Source organism: Stenotrophomonas sp. 1278 (genome assembly GCF_029892765.1).
GTDB classification, from domain to species: Bacteria; Pseudomonadota; Gammaproteobacteria; order Xanthomonadales; family Xanthomonadaceae; genus Stenotrophomonas; species Stenotrophomonas indicatrix.
The window spans coordinates 105286-121993 of sequence record NZ_JARXWD010000003.1 but is presented as its reverse complement, the minus strand read 5'-3'; the positions used below and the strand labels follow the sequence as shown (position 1 = coordinate 121993).

Genomic DNA, 16708 nt, shown 5'->3' with positions numbered 1-16708 from the left:
ATGGCCACCGAAACCATCGAAACCGTCGCCAGCGACGACACCCCCAACCGCGAGATCCATGAGCAGCTCGGCCGCAAGTATTCGGCCGGCTTCATCACGGACATCGAGTCGGACTCCCTTCCCGCCGGCCTGGACGAGGACACCATCCGCGCCCTGTCGGCCAAGAAGGAAGAGCCGGAATGGATGACGCAGTGGCGCCTGGACGCCTACCGCCACTTCCTGACCATGCCGATGCCGAACTGGGCCAAGCTGCAGATCGCCCCGATCGACCTGCAGGCGCTCAGCTACTACTCCGCGCCGAAGGGCCCGAAGTACGCCTCGCTGGATGACGTGCCCAAGGAACTGCTGGACACCTACGACAAGCTGGGCGTGCCGCTGCACGAGCGCGCCAAGCTGGCCGGCGTAGCGGTGGACGCGGTGTTCGACTCGGTGTCCGTCGGTACCACCTTCCGCAAGGAACTGGCTGAAAAGGGCATCGTGTTCTGCTCGATGTCCGAAGCCATCAAGGAGCACCCGGAACTGGTCAGACAGTATCTGGGCACCGTGGTGCCGGTGGGCGACAACTACTTCGCCGCACTCAATTCGGCGGTGTTCTCCGATGGCAGCTTCGTGTTCATTCCCAAGGGCGTGCGCTGCCCGATGGAACTGAGCACCTACTTCCGCATCAACGCCGGCCACACCGGCCAGTTCGAGCGCACGCTGATCATCTGCGAAGAGAAGGCGTACGTGTCCTACCTGGAGGGCTGCACCGCGCCGATGCGCGATGAGAACCAGCTGCATGCGGCGGTGGTCGAGCTGGTGACGCTGGACGATGCCGAGATCAAGTACTCCACCGTGCAGAACTGGTACCCGGGCGATGAGAACGGCGTCGGCGGCATCTACAACTTCGTCACCAAGCGTGCCGAATGCCGTGGCGCGCGCAGCAAGGTCACCTGGACCCAGGTCGAGACCGGCTCGGCGATCACCTGGAAGTACCCGTCCTGCGTGCTGCTGGGCGACGACTCGGTCGGTGAGTTCCACTCGGTGGCACTGACCCACCATCGCCAGCAGGCCGACACCGGCACCAAGATGATCCACGTCGGCAAGCGCACCAAGAGCAAGATCATCAGCAAGGGCATCAGCGCCGGCCGCGGCCAGAACACCTACCGCGGCCTGGTGAAGGTGGACCGCAACGCAGACGGCGCGCGCAACTACACCCAGTGCGATTCGCTGCTGATCGGCAAGCAGTGTGGCGCCCACACCTTCCCCTACATCGAGGTGAAGAACCCGGGCGCCACCGTCGAGCACGAGGCCACCACCTCGAAGATCTCCGACGACCAGCTGTTCTACTGCCGCGCCCGTGGCATCAGCCAGGAAGACGCGGTGTCGATGATCGTCGACGGCTTCTGCAAGCAGGTGTTCCGCGAACTGCCGATGGAATTCGCGGTGGAAGCCAAGAAGCTGCTGGAAGTCTCGCTGGAAGGTTCGGTGGGCTGATCGCCCGCCCTGCGCCCTCGCACAACGCATTCTCTTTACCGGCGGGCCCCGGCCCGCACCACGGAAACCCCCACCATGCTGAAGATCGAAAACCTCCACGCCCGCATCGGCGACAAGGAAATCCTCAAGGGCCTGTCCCTGGAAGTGAAGCCGGGCCAGGTGCACGCCATCATGGGCCCCAACGGCGCCGGCAAGTCCACGCTGGGCAATGTCCTGGCTGGCCGCGACGGCTATGAGGTCACCGAAGGCAGCGTGCAGTTTGAAGGCGTCGACCTGCTCGACCAGGACCCGGAAGCGCGCGCCGCTGCCGGCCTGTTCCTGGCATTCCAGTACCCGGTGGAAATCCCCGGCGTGAACAACACCTACTTCCTGCGCGCCGCGCTGAATGCACAGCGCAAGGCGCGCGGCGAGGAAGAGCTCGATTCCATGCAGTTCCTCAAGCTGGTGCGGCAGAAGCTGGCCGTGCTGCACCTGAAGGACGAACTGCTGCACCGTGGCGTCAACGAAGGCTTCTCCGGTGGCGAGAAGAAGCGCAACGAGATCTTCCAGCTGGCCGTGCTCGAGCCGAAGCTGGCGATCCTGGACGAAACCGATTCGGGCCTGGACATCGATGCACTGAAGAGCGTGGCCGACGGCGTCAACGCGCTGCGCAGCGCCGACCGCTCGTTCCTGGTCATCACCCACTACCAGCGCCTGCTGGACTACATCAAGCCGGACGTGGTGCACGTGCTGGCCGATGGCCGCATCGTCAAGAGCGGTGGCCCGGAGCTGGCGCTGGAACTGGAAGCGCACGGCTATGATTTCCTGAAGGACCGGGTCGTGCCCGAGGCGGCAGTCTGATGAGCGCCCTGCTCGACTCCATGGCCCAGGCCTTCTGCGGCAGCGATGCGCGCCGCGAAGTGCTCGACAGCGTGCTGCGCGACGGCCTGCCCGGCGCACGCAGCGAAACCTGGAAGTACACCTCGCTGCGCCAGCTGGAGCGTCGCAGCTTTGCGGCCGCACCGTTGGCCCCGGCGCTGCTGGATGCCGCCGCGCTGGAGGACATCCCGGCACCGCGCCTGGTGTTCGTCAATGGCCGCCTCAACGACGCGCTGAGCGACGTGCAGGGCCTGCCGGCCGGCGTGCAGCTGGAAACGTTGTCTTCTGCACTGGCCGCTGGCGAGGACGCCGTGCGCTTCCTCGGCCGCCGCTACGATCGCAGCGACGATGTGTTCGCCCGCCTCAACGCCGCCCTCGCCGATGAAGGCGTGGTGCTGCGCGTGGACGACGGCGTGCAGGTCGAGGTGCCGCTGCAGCTGGTATTCGCCAGCGTGGCCGGCGACACCGACCTGGCCTGGCACCACCGGCACCTGATCGAACTGCGTGCCGGCGCCAGCCTGGGCGTGGTCGAGCACCGCTTCAGCGTCGGTGATTCGGCGCATCTGGACAACACGGTACTGCACGCCCACGTCGCCCGCGATGCGGTGCTCAAGCACGCCCGCGTGCAGGCCGGCAGCGCGCGCCAGACCAGCTTCCTGCGCACCGACGCGGTGCTGGCCAAGGACGCGCAGTACCACCGCGTGGACCTGGAGCTGGGCGCCGCGCTCAGCCGCCATGAGCTCAACGTGCGTCTGGAAGGCGACAACGCCCAGCTGACTGCCAATGGCGTGCTGCTCGGCAACGGCCGCCGCCACGTCGATACCCGCCTGGGCATCGACCACATCGCCCGCGACACCAGCGCCGAGCTGCAGTGGCGTGGCGTGGCGGCCAACCGCAGCCGCGTGGTGTTCCATGGCGGCATCCAGATCCGTGCCGGTGCCGATGGCACCGACGCCAACCTGTCCAACAAGAACCTGCTGCTGTCGGCCGACGCCGAGATCGATACCCAGCCGACGCTGGTGATCGACGCCGACGAAGTGAAGGCCGCACACGGTGCCACCGTCGGCCAGCTCGACGCCAACGCGCTGTTCTACCTGCGCTCGCGCGGCCTGCCGCAGGCCCAGGCGCAGGCGCTGCTGAGCGCCGCGTTCTGCCACGAGCCGCTGAGGGTGCTGCCCGAAGCGCTGCGCGAACAGCTGGCACGCCGGCTGGACAAGGCGCTGGCTGAGGCGGGCGTGGCATGAACCTGTCCACCCCGCGACCGATCGAAGCACCCGCCGACGCCCCCGACTGGGCGCGCGTGCGCCTGGACTTCCCGCTGCTGATGCGCGAAGTGCACGGCAAGCCGCTGGTCTATTTCGACAACGCCAACACCGGCCAGAAGCCGGTGCAGGTGATCGGCGCGGTGGACGAGTTCTACCGCCGCTACAACGCCAACGTCAGCCGTGCCGTGCATGCGCTGGGTACCGAGGCCACCGACGCCTACGAAGGCGCACGCAACAAGCTGGCCCGTTTCCTCAACGTGCGCAGCAACGACCTGGTGCTGTGCAGCGGCACCACCTTCGCGATCAATCTGGTTGCCTACTCCTGGGCCCTGCCCCGGCTGAAGGCCGGCGACGTGATCCTGGTGTCGCGCATGGAACACCACGCCAACATCGTGCCGTGGCAGCTGGTCGCCCAGCGCACCGGCGCGACCATCCGCGTGGCCGAGATCACCCCCGACGGCGCGCTGGACCTGGACGCGCTGCGCGCGGCGATGACCGCCGAGGTCAAGCTGCTGGCCGTGGCCCATGTTTCCAACGTGCTCGGCACCATCAACCCGGTGCGCGAGATCTGCCGCGAAGCGCGCAAGCGCGGCATCGTCACCGTGGTCGACGGCTCGCAGGCCGCACCGCACCGCAAGGTCGATGTCACCGCGATCGGCTGCGACTTCTACGCCATCACCGGCCACAAGATGTGCGGCCCGACCGGCACCGGTGCGCTGTGGGCGCGTCGCGAGCATCTGGACGCGATGCCGCCGTTCCTGGGCGGCGGCGAGATGATCAAGGAAGTCAGCTTCGACGGCACCGTGTTCAACGACGCCCCGCACAAGTTCGAAGCCGGCACCCCCAACATCGCCGGCTTCATCGGCCTGGGCGTGGCGGCGGACTATCTGCAGAACGTCGGCCTGGACCACGTGGAAGCGCGCGAAACCGAGCTGCTGGCGCACTTCACCGAAGAGCTGCGCCGGGTTGACGGCCTGCGCATCATCGGCGAGGCACCGGAAAAGGCGGCGGTGGTGTCATTCCTGATCGACGGCGCCCATGCGCACGATCTGGCTACCCTGCTGGATCTGGAAGGTGTGGCCGTGCGCTCGGGCCAGCACTGCGCGCATCCGCTGCTGCAGTACTACGGCGTGGCGGCGACCTGCCGTGCGTCGCTGGCGTTCTACAACACGCATGAAGAGATCGAGCGGTTCATGAGTGCGTTGACGAAGGTGCGGAAGCTGTTGGGGTGAGCCCGCACACCGGCAGAGCGGCAATCCGGGGTCAGATCCCATTCGCACCGCGAAAAGGGCTCTGACCCCGGCCACCCAGCTAGCGGGTGGCATCCACGACCTTGCACGTGCCATCGCCCACCTGCACCTCGATGCGTGCCCGCAGATTCTGCGTCAGGTACACATCACCCAGGCACGCGACCTCGAGGCCTGCTTCCCGATAGCGCACGGATACGGACGAGTCCTGCTGGACCACCGGCGTCATCGAAACCTGTGCATTTGCATCGATCGCCCCGAGCTCAGTCACTCGACCGCCAGCGTCGATCTGCACCGCGTCGATGCGCTGGGAGCCCACGTTCCTGACGACCACGACAGTGTCGGTCAACCCTGAGCACGCCGACACCGCAAGAACGGCTAGCGCAAGCACGCGCAGGCGCAGCATCGGGTAGGTGGTCGCTTTGCCATCCCTGGTACGCATCATGCGGGTAACGCCTCATCGCTTCCGTGCGGATCTGTGCACCGCGGGAGCATAGTCCATGCGCAACCTCAACCTCTACGGCGTTCGCGATTCAGCCGTAGCCTCGCTCGTTTCCCCACGCTGCCTCGCGCGCGGAAGATTGCAGAAGGCATGTGGCCCCATCACCGGCTCACTCCTGCAATCGCCTCCAGGCGACACGCAGAATCCGGCCGCGCGCAATCGTCCTTCCCTCCCACAGCGAGACGCCCTCTCCCACGTTGGCCACGGCGAGCGCGTCCTCCGGGAACAGGAACGCAACGGGAAGTTCGTAGCTCTCCCCAAGGACGGCCCGTCCTTCCTGCAATAGCACGCGGCAGGCAAATACTCGGCCCGCCACGAACAACGGGCAGGCGTATACCTGTCCCACGATGTCAGTGCGCCTCCCACCTTCGGCGCTCTGCAGGAAGCGAACGGAGACAACAGCGTCGAATCGCATGGTCACGGCCCTCTGGATCCTCCCTGGATCCTTGTTCCCATAGTGCCGTCGTTTTCGCAGGGTGGGATTCAGGGATGGGGTCAGAGCCCTTTCGCGGCGCGAAAGGGATCTGACCCTGGCCCATTGCCTCGACCCATTTTGCGCCCGCCCCCGCCCCACCTAGAATGCCCCCATGAGCACTCTGACCTTCCGCGCCGCCACGTCGGCCGACATCCCCGCCCTGATCACCCTGGTCACCTCGGCCTACCGCGGCGACGCCAGCCGCGTCGGCTGGACCACCGAAGCCGACCTGCTGGACGGCGCCCGCGTCGATGCCGAAGGCATCCAGGGCGACCTGGACCGCCCGCGCTCGACCATCCTGCTGGCCGAACGCGACGGCCAGCTCGTGGCCTGTGCCCACGTCGCCGACGTCGACGGCAAGGGCTACTTCGGCATGTTCTCGGTCGACCCGGCCCAGCAGGGCGGCGGCGTCGGCAAGCAGTTGATGGACGCGGCCGAAGCCCTCGCCGCACGCGAATGGAACGTGCCGGTGATGCAGATGACCGTGATCGACATCCGCGACGAACTGATCGCCTTCTATGAGCGCCGCGGTTACCAGCGCACCGGCATCAAGAAGCCGTTCCCGTATGGCGACGAACGTTTCGGCATCCCCAAGCGCGACGACCTGCGCTTCGAGATCCTGGAAAAGCCGCTGGCCGGGGCCACCGCGTGAGCGAGGCCTGGACCTTTGTCTGCGCCGGCGCCGAACTGCTGCCGGGCGAAATGAAGAGCGTGTTCGACGAAGTCACCGGTACGCCGATCGTGGTGTTCAACCTCGACGGCGAACTGTACGCGCTGGAAGACCAGTGCACGCACGAGGAGTTCGAGCTGTCCTCGGGTGAGTTCAACACCGCCGAAGGCAGCGTTGAATGCGTTCTGCATGGCGCGCGCTTCGACGTGCGTGATGGCCGCGCCCTGTGTGCGCCGGCCTATACCGCGGTGCCGAAGTTTCCGGTGAAGCGCGAACACGACGCCATCTGGACCCGCGACGACCGCGATTGAAGTTCAAGGCATCCACCCATGGGGTGGATCTACTGCAACAGCCTGAGCGCCCTGCCAGGGCCTTTCGGGTCCGTTCCAGGTGGCCTGCCATGCCCGTACATGCGAATCATTATCGTTGATGTTATCCTACGTAACATCTTCGTAACGCCTCCGCCTGCGCCATGGCTTCGTCCGCGCCCACTGCCACGCTGTGCCAGCTCGCCCGTCAGGGGTGGCCGCTGCTTGTGGCCGCGCTGCTGACGCTGCTGCTGGGCTGGTCGGCGTTGCACGAAGGGCGTGGCGGCCACACCGCCAACGCCGGCTGGCAGGCGCATCTGGACAACATGGACCAGGCCGCTCCGCTGCCGGCTCCTTCCAGCGACGAATGCCCCCACCACGCTGTGCCGGCCCCGGAACCTCCGCTGGACGGTGAGAGCGGCACGCCCTGTACCGGCGCTGCGCCGCCGCGCGCTGCGCTGGTGGCCCACATCCCGCTGTGGCACTCCGATGCCCTGCGCTGGCAGCGGCACGACCCCTCGCTGCGCCTGAATCCCGGCCACGCACCTCCGGCTCCGCACGCCATCTGAGGCGCCCTGCGGCCATTGCCGTGCGCCTCGCCTCGTCTGAACTGCCGCCAGGCATGGCCTGGCACTGCCCGAACCTCGCCGCCGCCATCGCGCCATTGAGTCGTGCTGGCCAGCTCTCGCTTACTCCCCATCCAAGCCACCGCCAACCTACCCATGACCCACATCAAGACCCGCAAGTACGCACCTCGCGTTTCCGTACTGGCCACCGCCACCCTCGCCGCCGGCTTCGCGCCGCTGGCCGCGCAGGCCGCCGACGACGCCGGCGCCAGCAAGGCCACCGAGCTGGACAAGGTCCAGGTGCGCGGCAGCTGGTTCAACCCGTCCTCGCCGAAGTTCACCGCCGCGCTGCTGGACACTCCGAAGTCGGTCTCAATCGTCTCGGAGAAGCTGATCGCCGAAACCGGTGCGACCAACCTGCAGGATGCGCTGCGCATGGTCCCGGGCATCACCTTCGGCGCCGGCGAAGGCGGCAACCCGACCGGTGACCGCCCCTTCATCCGCGGCTTCGACTCGCAGAGCAACATGTTCGTCGATGGCCTGCGCGACGTCGGTTCGCAGACCCGCGAAGTGTTCGACCTGGAGCAGGTGGAAGTGGTCAAGGGCCCGAGCTCGGCCTACGGCGGCCGTGACTCCGGTGGTGGCAGCCTCAACCTGGTCAGCAAGACCCCGAAGCTGAAGAACGAGACCACTGCCAGCATGGGCATCGGCACCGACAGCTACGCACGCGGCACCGTGGATGCCAACTACGTGCTGGGCGATGGCATCGCCGCACGCCTGAACCTGATGAAGCACGAGTCGGACATTGCCGGTCGTGACGCGGCCAACGTCAGCCGCTGGGGCATCGCGCCGTCGATCGCGTTCGGCCTGAACGGCCCGGCGCAGCTGATCGCCAGCCACTACCACATGCAGAGCGACGACCTGCCCGACGCAGGCGGCTTCCCGTATGGCAACCCGAACGGCGCGCCGGTGTCGAAGTGGGTCGACGGCCGCCCGATGGTGCCCGACCGCAACAACTACTACGGCCTGGTGGACCGCGATTTCCAGCGCACCCGCGCCGACATCAGCACGCTGGACGGCAGCTACGACTTCGGCAGCCACAAGCTGCGCAACATCGCGCGCCTGGGCAACACCAGCAACGATTACCTGTGGACCCAGCCGGACGACAGCCAGGGCAACCCGAACAACTACGGCACCTTGTGGCGCCGTACCAACAGCCGCGCCGTCGACGTCAAGAGCTTCGCCGACCAGCTGAGCCTGACCGGCAGCTTCCAGACCGGTGCACTGAAGCACAGCTACAGCGCCGGCGCGGAATACAGCGACGAGAAGATGACCCGTGGCAGCTACCTGATGACCCCGGGCACCAACAATCCGCTGACCAACAGCAGCAAGTGCCCCACCACCGGCGCGGCCACCGGCTACAACTGCACCAGCTTCGACAACCCGAACCCGAACGATCCGTGGGCGGCCACCCATGCGGTGTACCGCAGCGACAAGGCGCTGGACGTCGAGCAGCGCACCAAGACCAAGTCCGCTTACCTGTTCGACACCATCGAACTGAACGCGCAGTGGATGATCAACGTCGGCCTGCGTTACGACGACTTCTCCACCACCCTGACCACCCCGGTGGCCGGCAAGGCGCCGACCCGCGTGCGCAATGACAATGACTTCCTGAACTACCAGGCCGGCATTGTCTTCAAGCCGACCGCCAACGGCAGCATCTACCTGTCCTACGGCACCTCCTCCACCCCGCCGGGCATGGACGGTGGCGATGGTTCCGATGGCCTCAGCGCGGCCGTGGCCGACCTCAAGCCGCAGGACACCAAGAACCTCGAACTGGGTACCAAGTGGGACCTGTTCGACAACCGCCTGAACCTGACCGCGGCGATCTTCCACACCGTGATGGACAACGCGCGCGTGACCGTCGACAACGGCACCAGCCAGAACGCCGGCAAGAAGGAAATCAACGGCGTGGAACTGGGCTTCACCGGCCAGCTGACCGACGCCTGGAGCCTGTACGGCGGCTACACCTACCTGGATTCGGAACTGAAGGACAACGGCTTCGTCTGCGCCGTGTCCGGCCGCACCTGCCCGTCCAACATCTACGTGCCCTCGCCGTACAACGGCAACGTGTTCCCGAACACCGCCAAGCACAGCGCCACCCTGTGGACCACCTACCGCTTCCCGTTCGGCCTGACCGTCGGCGCCGGCGCCAACTACTCCGACAAGCAGTACGGTGATGTGGCCAACACCAAGTGGATCCCCAGCTATACCCGCTTCGATGCGATGGCCAGCTACGCGATTCAGGACAACATCAGCCTGCAGTTGAACGTGCAGAACCTGACCGACAAGACCTACTTCACCAAGGCCTACGCGTCGCACTACGCGAGCATCGCCCCGGGTCGTTCGGCCACCCTGGCACTGAACGTGAAGTTCTGATGTAACCCGCATCACCCACGCGGCGGCAGGATCTCCTGCCGCCGTTTTTGTTTCCGGCGATACTCCGCGCATGGCTTCCAACATCCCCTTTGATTCCGACGCCCTGACCGACCTGCTGCTGCACGACCCGCAGGCTGCCTTCGCGCGCGTGCGCGATGCAGCACAGGCCGGGCAGGTGGAGGCGCAGCTGCTGCTGGCGCAGATGCACATGGAAGGCAAAGGCACGCCCCAGGACGCTGCTGCGGCCCTGCTCTGGTACGAGACTGCAGCCAACAACGGCGCGCCGATGGCGATGAACATGCTTGGCCGCTGCCATGAGCTGGGCCAGGGCACCACCGCCAATCCTTCGCTCGCAGCGGTCTGGTACCGGCGCGCCGCCGACACCGGCCTGGACTGGGGCCTGTACAACCTGGCCAACCTGCTGGCCACCGGCCGCGGCGTACCACAGGAACGTGCACAGGCACTGGCGCTGTACACCCGCGCGGCCCATCTGGGCCACGCCAAATCGATGAACCTGCTGGCCCGGCATCTGGAAGATGGATTGGACACCGGTCGCGATCCGCAGGCTGCACTGGGCTGGTATCGGCGCGCGGCCGAGGCCGGCGATTTCCGCGGCCAGGCCAACTACGCCTCCATCCTTCTGCAGGCCGGTGAGATCGAACAGGCCGTGCACTGGCTGCAGTTGGCGCTGCAGCACGGTAGTCCCGCGTTCATGGCACATATCGTGCCCGAGCTGGCCGCCTCACCCTACCCGCAGGTGCGCGCGCTGGTCGCACCGTCTGCTTGCTGAGGACTTCCGCATGCTGCTGCACATCCCCGACATCCTCAGCGCCGGACAGGTGGCTGACACCCGCCGCAGGCTCGACGCAGCCGACTGGACCGATGGCCGCGAGACCGTCGGCCACCTCGGCGCGCAGGCCAAGCACAACCAGCAGCTGCCTGAAGCTTCGCCGCTGCGCCGCGAACTGGGCGAAACCATTCTGGTGGCCCTGGCACGGCATCCGCTGTTCTTCAGCGCCGCGCTGCCCTTGAAGTACCTGCCACCGCGCTTCAACCGCTACAGCGGCGGCGGCACCTACGGCTTCCACGTCGATGGCGCGGTGATGAACCTGGCCAACGGCGAGCAGCTACGCTCGGACATCTCCTGCACGCTGTTCCTGTCCGACCCGGACGAGTACGACGGCGGCGAGCTGATCATCAGTGATACCTACGGCGAGCACGAGGTGAAACTGCCGGCCGGCGATCTGATCGTGTATCCCTCCAGCAGCCTGCACAAGGTCAATCCGGTCACCCGCGGTGCGCGCGTGGCATCGTTCTTCTGGGTGCAGAGCATGATCCGCGACGATGTGCAGCGTCGTCTGCTGTGGGAGATGGATACCTCCATCGAGCGCCTGCGGCAGACCGATGGCGATGCCGACGCGGTGCTGCAGCTGACCGGGGTGTACCACAACCTGCTGCGGCGCTGGAGCGAGGTCTGAACCGATCAGGCCACCCCCGTGGCAATTTGGCAATCATTCTCATTTGCAACGGCTAACGGGTCTCATTACAATCACGCCCCGTTGACGCCGGATGTTCCGGCCAGCCAGGGATCTCCGCTTGCGTCGCCCGTTCCGCCCTCGCCCGCTTCGGCTTGTACAGCTCGGCACCGCCATGCGCGGCCGTCGGCCTGCGCTGGCCAGCCTGCTGGCGTGGGTGGCGATGCTGACGCTGTTGCTGGGCACCCTGCCGCTGCTGCCGGTCGCCCACGCTGCCGCGCCCCAGGCGCTGCAGCAGCCGCTGGAAGAGCGCGGCGGCGAAGGCCCTTTGCAGGAAGAAGCGCCGGCCAAACTGCGGCGCTGCGCCTCGGCACCGGCCAAGTCCACGGACAAGCCGATCCCGCCGCTGTTGCTGGCCAGCCACTGGCTGCGCACCGAACTTGATCTGGTTCCCTCTGCGTCGGTTCCCTCCGGCGCGCGTCCGCACTGGCCGCTGGCCGTACCGGACATGCCCTGGGCCGATGCGCCCGGGCGCCGCCAGCAGCGCGGCCAGGCGCCGCCGCTCGCCTGATCCACGGCACGCCGTGACCGCCTGCGCGGTTGCACCGGCTCGCCCCTGCCTGCTTCGCCCCTGCCGCCCCTGACCGGGCCATCCCTGCCCTGCCGTGTGCGCTCCGCACCCGGCATCGCGCTGCTTACATCCTTCGAGGTATCTGCCATGGCCCAGCGCCATCGTGTCCGTTCGTCCCTGTCCCGCCATCTGTTGACCAGCGCCGTGCTGGCTGCGGTCGCGGCTCCCGCCTACGCCAATGGTGCCGCCAGCGGCGCGCAGCAGACGCTGGACAAGGTGGTGGTGACCGCCTCCGGTTTCGAGCAGAAGGTAGTCGATGCACCGGCCAGCATCAGCGTGGTCAGCCGCGAAGAGCTGAGCAAGCGCCCCTATACGAGCCTGGTCGACGCCCTGCGCGACGTCGAAGGCATCGACGTCGGCCTGGAAGCCACCGACAAGAACGGCCGCGCCACCATCTCCATGCGCGGCCTGCCGTCCGAGTACACCCTGGTGCTGATCGACGGTCGCCGCCAGAGCAACGCCGGCCAGCTGTATCCGAACAACTTCGGTGGTGGCCAGTTTGCCTACCTGCCGCCGCTGGATGCGATCGAGCGCATCGAAGTGGTGCGTGGCCCGATGTCCACGTTGTACGGCTCGGATGCAATGGGCGGCGTCATCAACATCATCACCCGCCGCAACCAGGACAGCTGGCACGGTGCGGTCACCCAAGGCTTCACCGTGCAGCAGGACGACCAGTTCGGCGACGCGCGCAGCACCGATCTGTACCTGAGCGGCCCGCTGGTCAAGGATCGCCTGGGCCTGGCCGTGCGCGGCAGCTACTACGACGCCAAGGCATCCAATCCCGAATGGGATGCACTGACCCTGCCCGACGGCACGCTGTGGGAACGCAGCATCGGTTTCGGTGGCGGCGGCAAGTCGGTGGCCAACACCAACTGGAACACCGGCGTGCGCCTGAACTTCCATGTCAACGACGACCACGAACTGTGGCTGGACTACGACGTCTCACGCCAGAAGTACGACAACAGCGAAGGCCAGACCGGCACCCTCGACAGCCTGGCCAGCCTGTGGCGCGTGGGCAACGCGGTGGTGCCGATCCCGAATGGCAGCGGCACCGTCACCCGCCGCGTGGTGCAGCCGCGCGTGGGCTACACCGCCTACCAGCGCTATGAGCGCGACCAGCTCTCGCTGACCCATCAAGGCCGCTACAGCTTCGGCACCTGGCAGACCTCCCTGACCCACAGCAAGAGCAACAACCTCGGCCGCTCGCTGCCACTGACGCTGGACGAGCGCGCCGGCCTGCAGACCCTGTGGAACGACGTCTGCCGCCGCACCGGTGCCGCGAACAACTGTGCCGCCGGCCGCAACAACGGGCTGGCCGCACTCAACGCCAGCGAACAGGCACGCCTGCAGGCGTTCCTGCCGCGGCCGCTGCGCACCATGGAACTGGAAGGCTACGTGCTGGACACGATGCTCGACCTCGACTTCGGTGCGCACAAGCTGACTGTGGGCGGCCAGTACAACGACACCGACATGGTGGACGGCGTGTTCGGCATGGACGGTGCCGGCTACCGCAGCAACACCAAACAGAAGCACCGCATGTGGGCGCTGTTCGCCGAGGACAACTGGTCGCTGACCGACACCCTGACCGCCACCTTCGGCCTGCGCTACGACGACCACAACATCTTCGGCAGCCACCTCAGCCCGCGCGGCTACCTGGTCTGGAATGCCACCGATGCCTGGACCTTCAAGGGTGGCGTCAGCACCGGCTACAAGACCCCGCGTCCGGACCAGCTGTTCCCCGGCATCACCGGCTTTGGTGGCCAGGGCGTGCTGCCGCTGGTGGGCTCGCCGAACCTGAAGCCGGAAACCAGCACCAACTACGAGCTGGCCGCCTATTACGAGGGCCAGCGCTGGGGCTTCAACGTCACCGGTTTCATCAACAAGTTCGAAGACAAGATCGCCAGCGGCGGCACATTCCCCAACTGTGAAGTCGCGCCGGCCGGCAGTGGCTACTGCGTGGACATCGGCCCGGGCTGGGCGTCGCTGGGCTACAGCACCTTCACCCAGAGCGTGAACATCGACAAGGCCGAGACACGTGGCGCAGAACTGGCCGGCCACGTCGACCTGCTGGACACCCTGCAGCTGCGCGGCAACTACACCTGGACCAAGAGCGAGCAGACCGCCGGTTCCGGCAAGGGCCTGCCGATCACCGGCACCATGCCGGCCAAGCACATGGCCAACGCCAGCCTGAACTGGCAACTCAACGATGCCATCAGCCTGTCGTTGATCGGCGAAGGCCGCTACGACCGCTACCGCGACACGATCCTTGATGCCGCCGGTGCCAGTCATACCCGCTACTACGAGGACTACACCCTCTTCCACCTCGGTGGCAGCTGGAAGGCCACGCAGTGGCTGACGGTCAACGCGCGGGTCAACAACCTGTTCGACAAGAACTTCGTCTCGCAGTCGTGCCTGCTGACCAGCCCCAGCGAATACAACTGCGTGGACGACTACGCCACCAAGGACCAGCGCCGCAGCTACTGGATCTCGCTCAACGCGAAGTTCTGATCGCCGCTCTGGTGGGTGCCGACCTTGGTCGGCACCGCTTCATCCACGCATGGCGTGGATCTACCGGCACTACCCTTTCAGAGATACACAACGACATCTAATTGCGAGCAATTCTCATCAATGATGTAATGACCAGTATTCATCCGTCCCGAACCGTGCCGTGAGCCGTCCCGCATCTTCCACCGTGCAGCAGCAGCAGAGCCGCGGCTTCTGGCTGCGTACCCTGCACCAGTGGCACTGGATCAGCTCTGCGGTCTGCCTGATCGGCATGCTCCTGTTCGCGGTGACCGGCCTGACGCTGAACCATGCAGCAAAGATCGAGGCCAAGCCACAGGTGCAGAACCAGCACCTGGAACTGCCGGCCGAACTGCTCGGCGGCCTGGGCTCCCGCGAGGACGGCAATGCACCACTGCCGCGCCCGGCCCGGCAATGGCTCGACGATCAGCTGGGCATCTCCATTGGCGGTCGACCCGCCGAATGGTCGGCCGAGGAAATCTATCTGTCACTGCCACGCCCCGGCGGCGACGCCTGGTTGAGCATCGACCGCGAAACCGGCGCGGTGGAGTACGAATCCACCTCGCGCGGCGCGGTGTCCTATCTCAACGACCTGCACAAGGGCCGCAATGCCGGCCCCGCATGGGGCTGGTTCCTGGACGTGTTCGCCGTGGCCTGCCTGGTGTTCTGCATCACCGGCCTGTTCCTGCTGCACCTGCATGCGCGGCAGCGACGCATGACCTGGCCACTGGTCGGCCTGGGCCTGATGATCCCGCTGCTGATCGCCCTGCTGCTGATCCACTGACTTCCACCGTGACTTCCATCCGTTCTTCCGGAGCCGCCCCATGCGCGTCACCCTGACCATCGCCCTCAGCGGCCTGCTGGCCACCTCGCCGGCCTACGCCACCACCCTCGACATCAACGTCGAAGTGCCCAAGCTCAACGTGGCCGAGTACCACCGCCCGTATGTGGCGGTGTGGCTGGAAGGCGCCGACCAGAAGGTCGCCGCCAACCTGTCGGTCTGGTACCAGCAGACCAGCAACAGCGAAGGCCATGGCACCAAGTGGCTGCCCGACCTGCGCCAGTGGTGGCGCAAGAGCGGCCGCACCCTGCAGGTGCCGGTGGACGGCGTGACCGGCCCGACCCGCCCGGCCGGCAAGCACGCGCTGTCGTTCAACGACAAGCAGCCCGCACTGAAGCAGCTGGCCCCGGGCAACTACACCCTGGTGGTGGAAGCGGTGCGCGAAGTCGGCGGCCGTGAACTGCTGAAGATTCCCTTCACCTGGCCGGCCACCGCCGCACAGAACGGCCGCGCGCAGGGCGCCACCGAACTGGGCCAGGTGACCCTCGCCGTCAAACCGTAATTGCCTGAGCCGGGGTCAGAGCCCTTTCCGCTGGAAAGGGATCCGAACCCATCGCAGCACCCCAGGGGTCGGATCACTTCCGCAGGAAGGGCTCTGACCCCATCAATCACCCTGGAGTCTTCCGCATGAAGCGCACGCTCGTCCTCGCCGCCGCTCTGGCCGCTGCCCTTCCCTTCTCTGCCCTGGCCCACAAGGCCTGGCTGCTGCCCTCGCAGACCGTGATCGCCGGCAACGCGCCGTGGATCACCGTCGACGGTGCGGTCTCCAACGACCTGTTCTACTTCAATCACGTGCCGCTGCGCCTGGAATCGGTGGTGATCACCGCCCCGGATGGCAGCACCGTGCAGGCGCAGAACGCGGCCACCGGCAAGTACCGCAGCGTGTTCGACGTCGAGCTGAAGCAGCAGGGCACCTACCGCATCGCCTCGGTCAACGACGGCCTGTCGGCCACCTATGAGCTGAACGGCGAGCGCAAGCGCTGGCGCGGTACCGCCGCCACCTTCGGCGAACTGCCCAAGGATGCGAAGAAGCTGGAAGTGAGCCAGTCGGTCGGCCGCGTGGAGACCTTCGTCACCAACGGGGCGCCGAACGACACCGCGCTGAAGCCGACCAACCGCGGCATCGAACTGGTGGCCGTCGGTCACCCGAACGACCTGTTCGCCGGCGAGGAAGCCACCTTCCGCGTACTGGTCGACGGCAAGCCGACCGCAGGCCTGGAGTTCGAGATCGTGCGCGGCGGCACCCGCTACCGCAACGCGCAGGACGAGCAGAAGCTGACCAGCGACGCCAAGGGCGAGATCAAGGTGACCTGGCCGGAAGCCGGCATGTACTGGCTGGAAACCGGCACCGAGGACAAGAAGACCTCGGTCAAGCAGGCCGCCAAGCGCCGCCTCAGCTACGTCGCCACGCTGGAAGTGCTGCCGCAGTAAA

Annotated in this window: 17 protein-coding genes; 15 read left to right on the top strand and 2 right to left on the bottom strand. The window is 66.7% G+C overall.

What is annotated here, in order from left to right; translation table 11 throughout:
* The 4 genes from sufB to M2299_RS04515 all read left to right on the top strand — a co-directional run bounded on the left by sufB (position 1) and on the right by M2299_RS04515 (position 4831).
* Positions 1-1476 carry a Fe-S cluster assembly protein SufB gene (gene sufB, locus M2299_RS04530; protein ID WP_093817569.1) on the top strand — a complete coding sequence of 492 codons (1476 nt, stop codon included), beginning with the start codon at positions 1-3 and terminating at the stop codon, positions 1474-1476.
* Positions 1477-1551: 75 nt separating this feature from the next.
* Positions 1552-2316: a Fe-S cluster assembly ATPase SufC gene (gene sufC, locus M2299_RS04525; RefSeq protein WP_089239372.1), complete on the top strand. Its 765-nt coding sequence runs from the start codon at positions 1552-1554 to the stop codon at positions 2314-2316.
* Positions 2316-3578: a Fe-S cluster assembly protein SufD gene (sufD, locus tag M2299_RS04520; protein WP_025873981.1), complete on the top strand. Its 1263-nt coding sequence runs from the start codon at positions 2316-2318 to the stop codon at positions 3576-3578. The genes sufC and sufD overlap by 1 nt, the downstream gene beginning before the upstream one ends.
* Positions 3575-4831, top strand: coding sequence for a cysteine desulfurase (locus M2299_RS04515; protein WP_280883950.1), 1257 nt, complete (start codon positions 3575-3577; stop codon positions 4829-4831). The genes sufD and M2299_RS04515 overlap by 4 nt, the downstream gene beginning before the upstream one ends.
* A 79-nt stretch (positions 4832-4910) precedes the next feature.
* On the opposite strand, the gene M2299_RS04510 is transcribed toward M2299_RS04515, so the two are convergent.
* Positions 4911-5291, bottom strand: coding sequence for a hypothetical protein (locus M2299_RS04510; protein ID WP_099842059.1), 381 nt, complete (start codon positions 5289-5291; stop codon positions 4911-4913).
* Between the two features lie 166 nt (positions 5292-5457).
* Entirely contained in the window at positions 5458-5769 is a 312-nt protein-coding gene (locus M2299_RS04505; RefSeq protein ID WP_280883949.1) for a hypothetical protein, read from the bottom strand.
* 166 nt (positions 5770-5935) lie between these two features.
* Between M2299_RS04505 and M2299_RS04500 the strand changes: the two genes are divergently transcribed.
* The 11 genes from M2299_RS04500 (at position 5936) to M2299_RS04450 (ending at position 16707) form a co-directional block, all read left to right on the top strand.
* Complete coding sequence (locus tag M2299_RS04500; RefSeq protein WP_100435921.1) at positions 5936-6475, top strand: GNAT family N-acetyltransferase; 540 nt, start codon at positions 5936-5938, stop codon at positions 6473-6475.
* A complete protein-coding gene (locus tag M2299_RS04495; RefSeq protein WP_025873985.1) occupies positions 6472-6804 on the top strand; it encodes a non-heme iron oxygenase ferredoxin subunit in 333 nt (110 codons plus the stop codon). Before M2299_RS04500 ends, M2299_RS04495 begins: the two co-directional genes overlap by 4 nt.
* 161 nt (positions 6805-6965) lie before the next feature.
* Positions 6966-7370 carry a hypothetical protein gene (locus M2299_RS04490; RefSeq protein WP_099783125.1) on the top strand — a complete coding sequence of 135 codons (405 nt, stop codon included), beginning with the start codon at positions 6966-6968 and terminating at the stop codon, positions 7368-7370.
* A 153-nt stretch (positions 7371-7523) separates the two neighbouring features.
* Positions 7524-9806 (top strand): TonB-dependent siderophore receptor, encoded by a 2283-nt coding sequence (locus tag M2299_RS04485; protein WP_032975842.1) that lies wholly within the window; start codon positions 7524-7526, stop codon positions 9804-9806.
* Between the two features lie 70 nt (positions 9807-9876).
* Positions 9877-10596: a tetratricopeptide repeat protein gene (locus tag M2299_RS04480; RefSeq protein ID WP_280883948.1), complete on the top strand. Its 720-nt coding sequence runs from the start codon at positions 9877-9879 to the stop codon at positions 10594-10596.
* Positions 10597-10606: 10 nt separating this feature from the next.
* Positions 10607-11284 (top strand): Fe2+-dependent dioxygenase, encoded by a 678-nt coding sequence (locus M2299_RS04475; RefSeq protein ID WP_280883947.1) that lies wholly within the window; start codon positions 10607-10609, stop codon positions 11282-11284.
* A 172-nt stretch (positions 11285-11456) separates the two neighbouring features.
* The gene (locus M2299_RS04470) at positions 11457-11852 is read left to right on the top strand and encodes a hypothetical protein (RefSeq protein WP_080149535.1); all 396 of its coding nucleotides are present in this window, start codon (positions 11457-11459) and stop codon (positions 11850-11852) included.
* A 147-nt stretch (positions 11853-11999) separates the two neighbouring features.
* On the top strand, positions 12000-14420 hold the full coding sequence (locus M2299_RS04465; RefSeq protein ID WP_280883946.1) for a TonB-dependent receptor: 2421 nt from the start codon (positions 12000-12002) through the stop codon (positions 14418-14420).
* A 160-nt stretch (positions 14421-14580) separates the two neighbouring features.
* Complete coding sequence (locus M2299_RS04460; RefSeq protein ID WP_032975837.1) at positions 14581-15219, top strand: PepSY-associated TM helix domain-containing protein; 639 nt, start codon at positions 14581-14583, stop codon at positions 15217-15219.
* A 40-nt stretch (positions 15220-15259) separates the two neighbouring features.
* A complete protein-coding gene (locus tag M2299_RS04455; protein WP_032975835.1) occupies positions 15260-15778 on the top strand; it encodes a DUF2271 domain-containing protein in 519 nt (172 codons plus the stop codon).
* A 125-nt stretch (positions 15779-15903) separates the two neighbouring features.
* Complete coding sequence (locus tag M2299_RS04450) at positions 15904-16707, top strand: DUF4198 domain-containing protein (RefSeq protein WP_025873992.1); 804 nt, start codon at positions 15904-15906, stop codon at positions 16705-16707.
* Position 16708 lies beyond the last annotated feature (1 nt).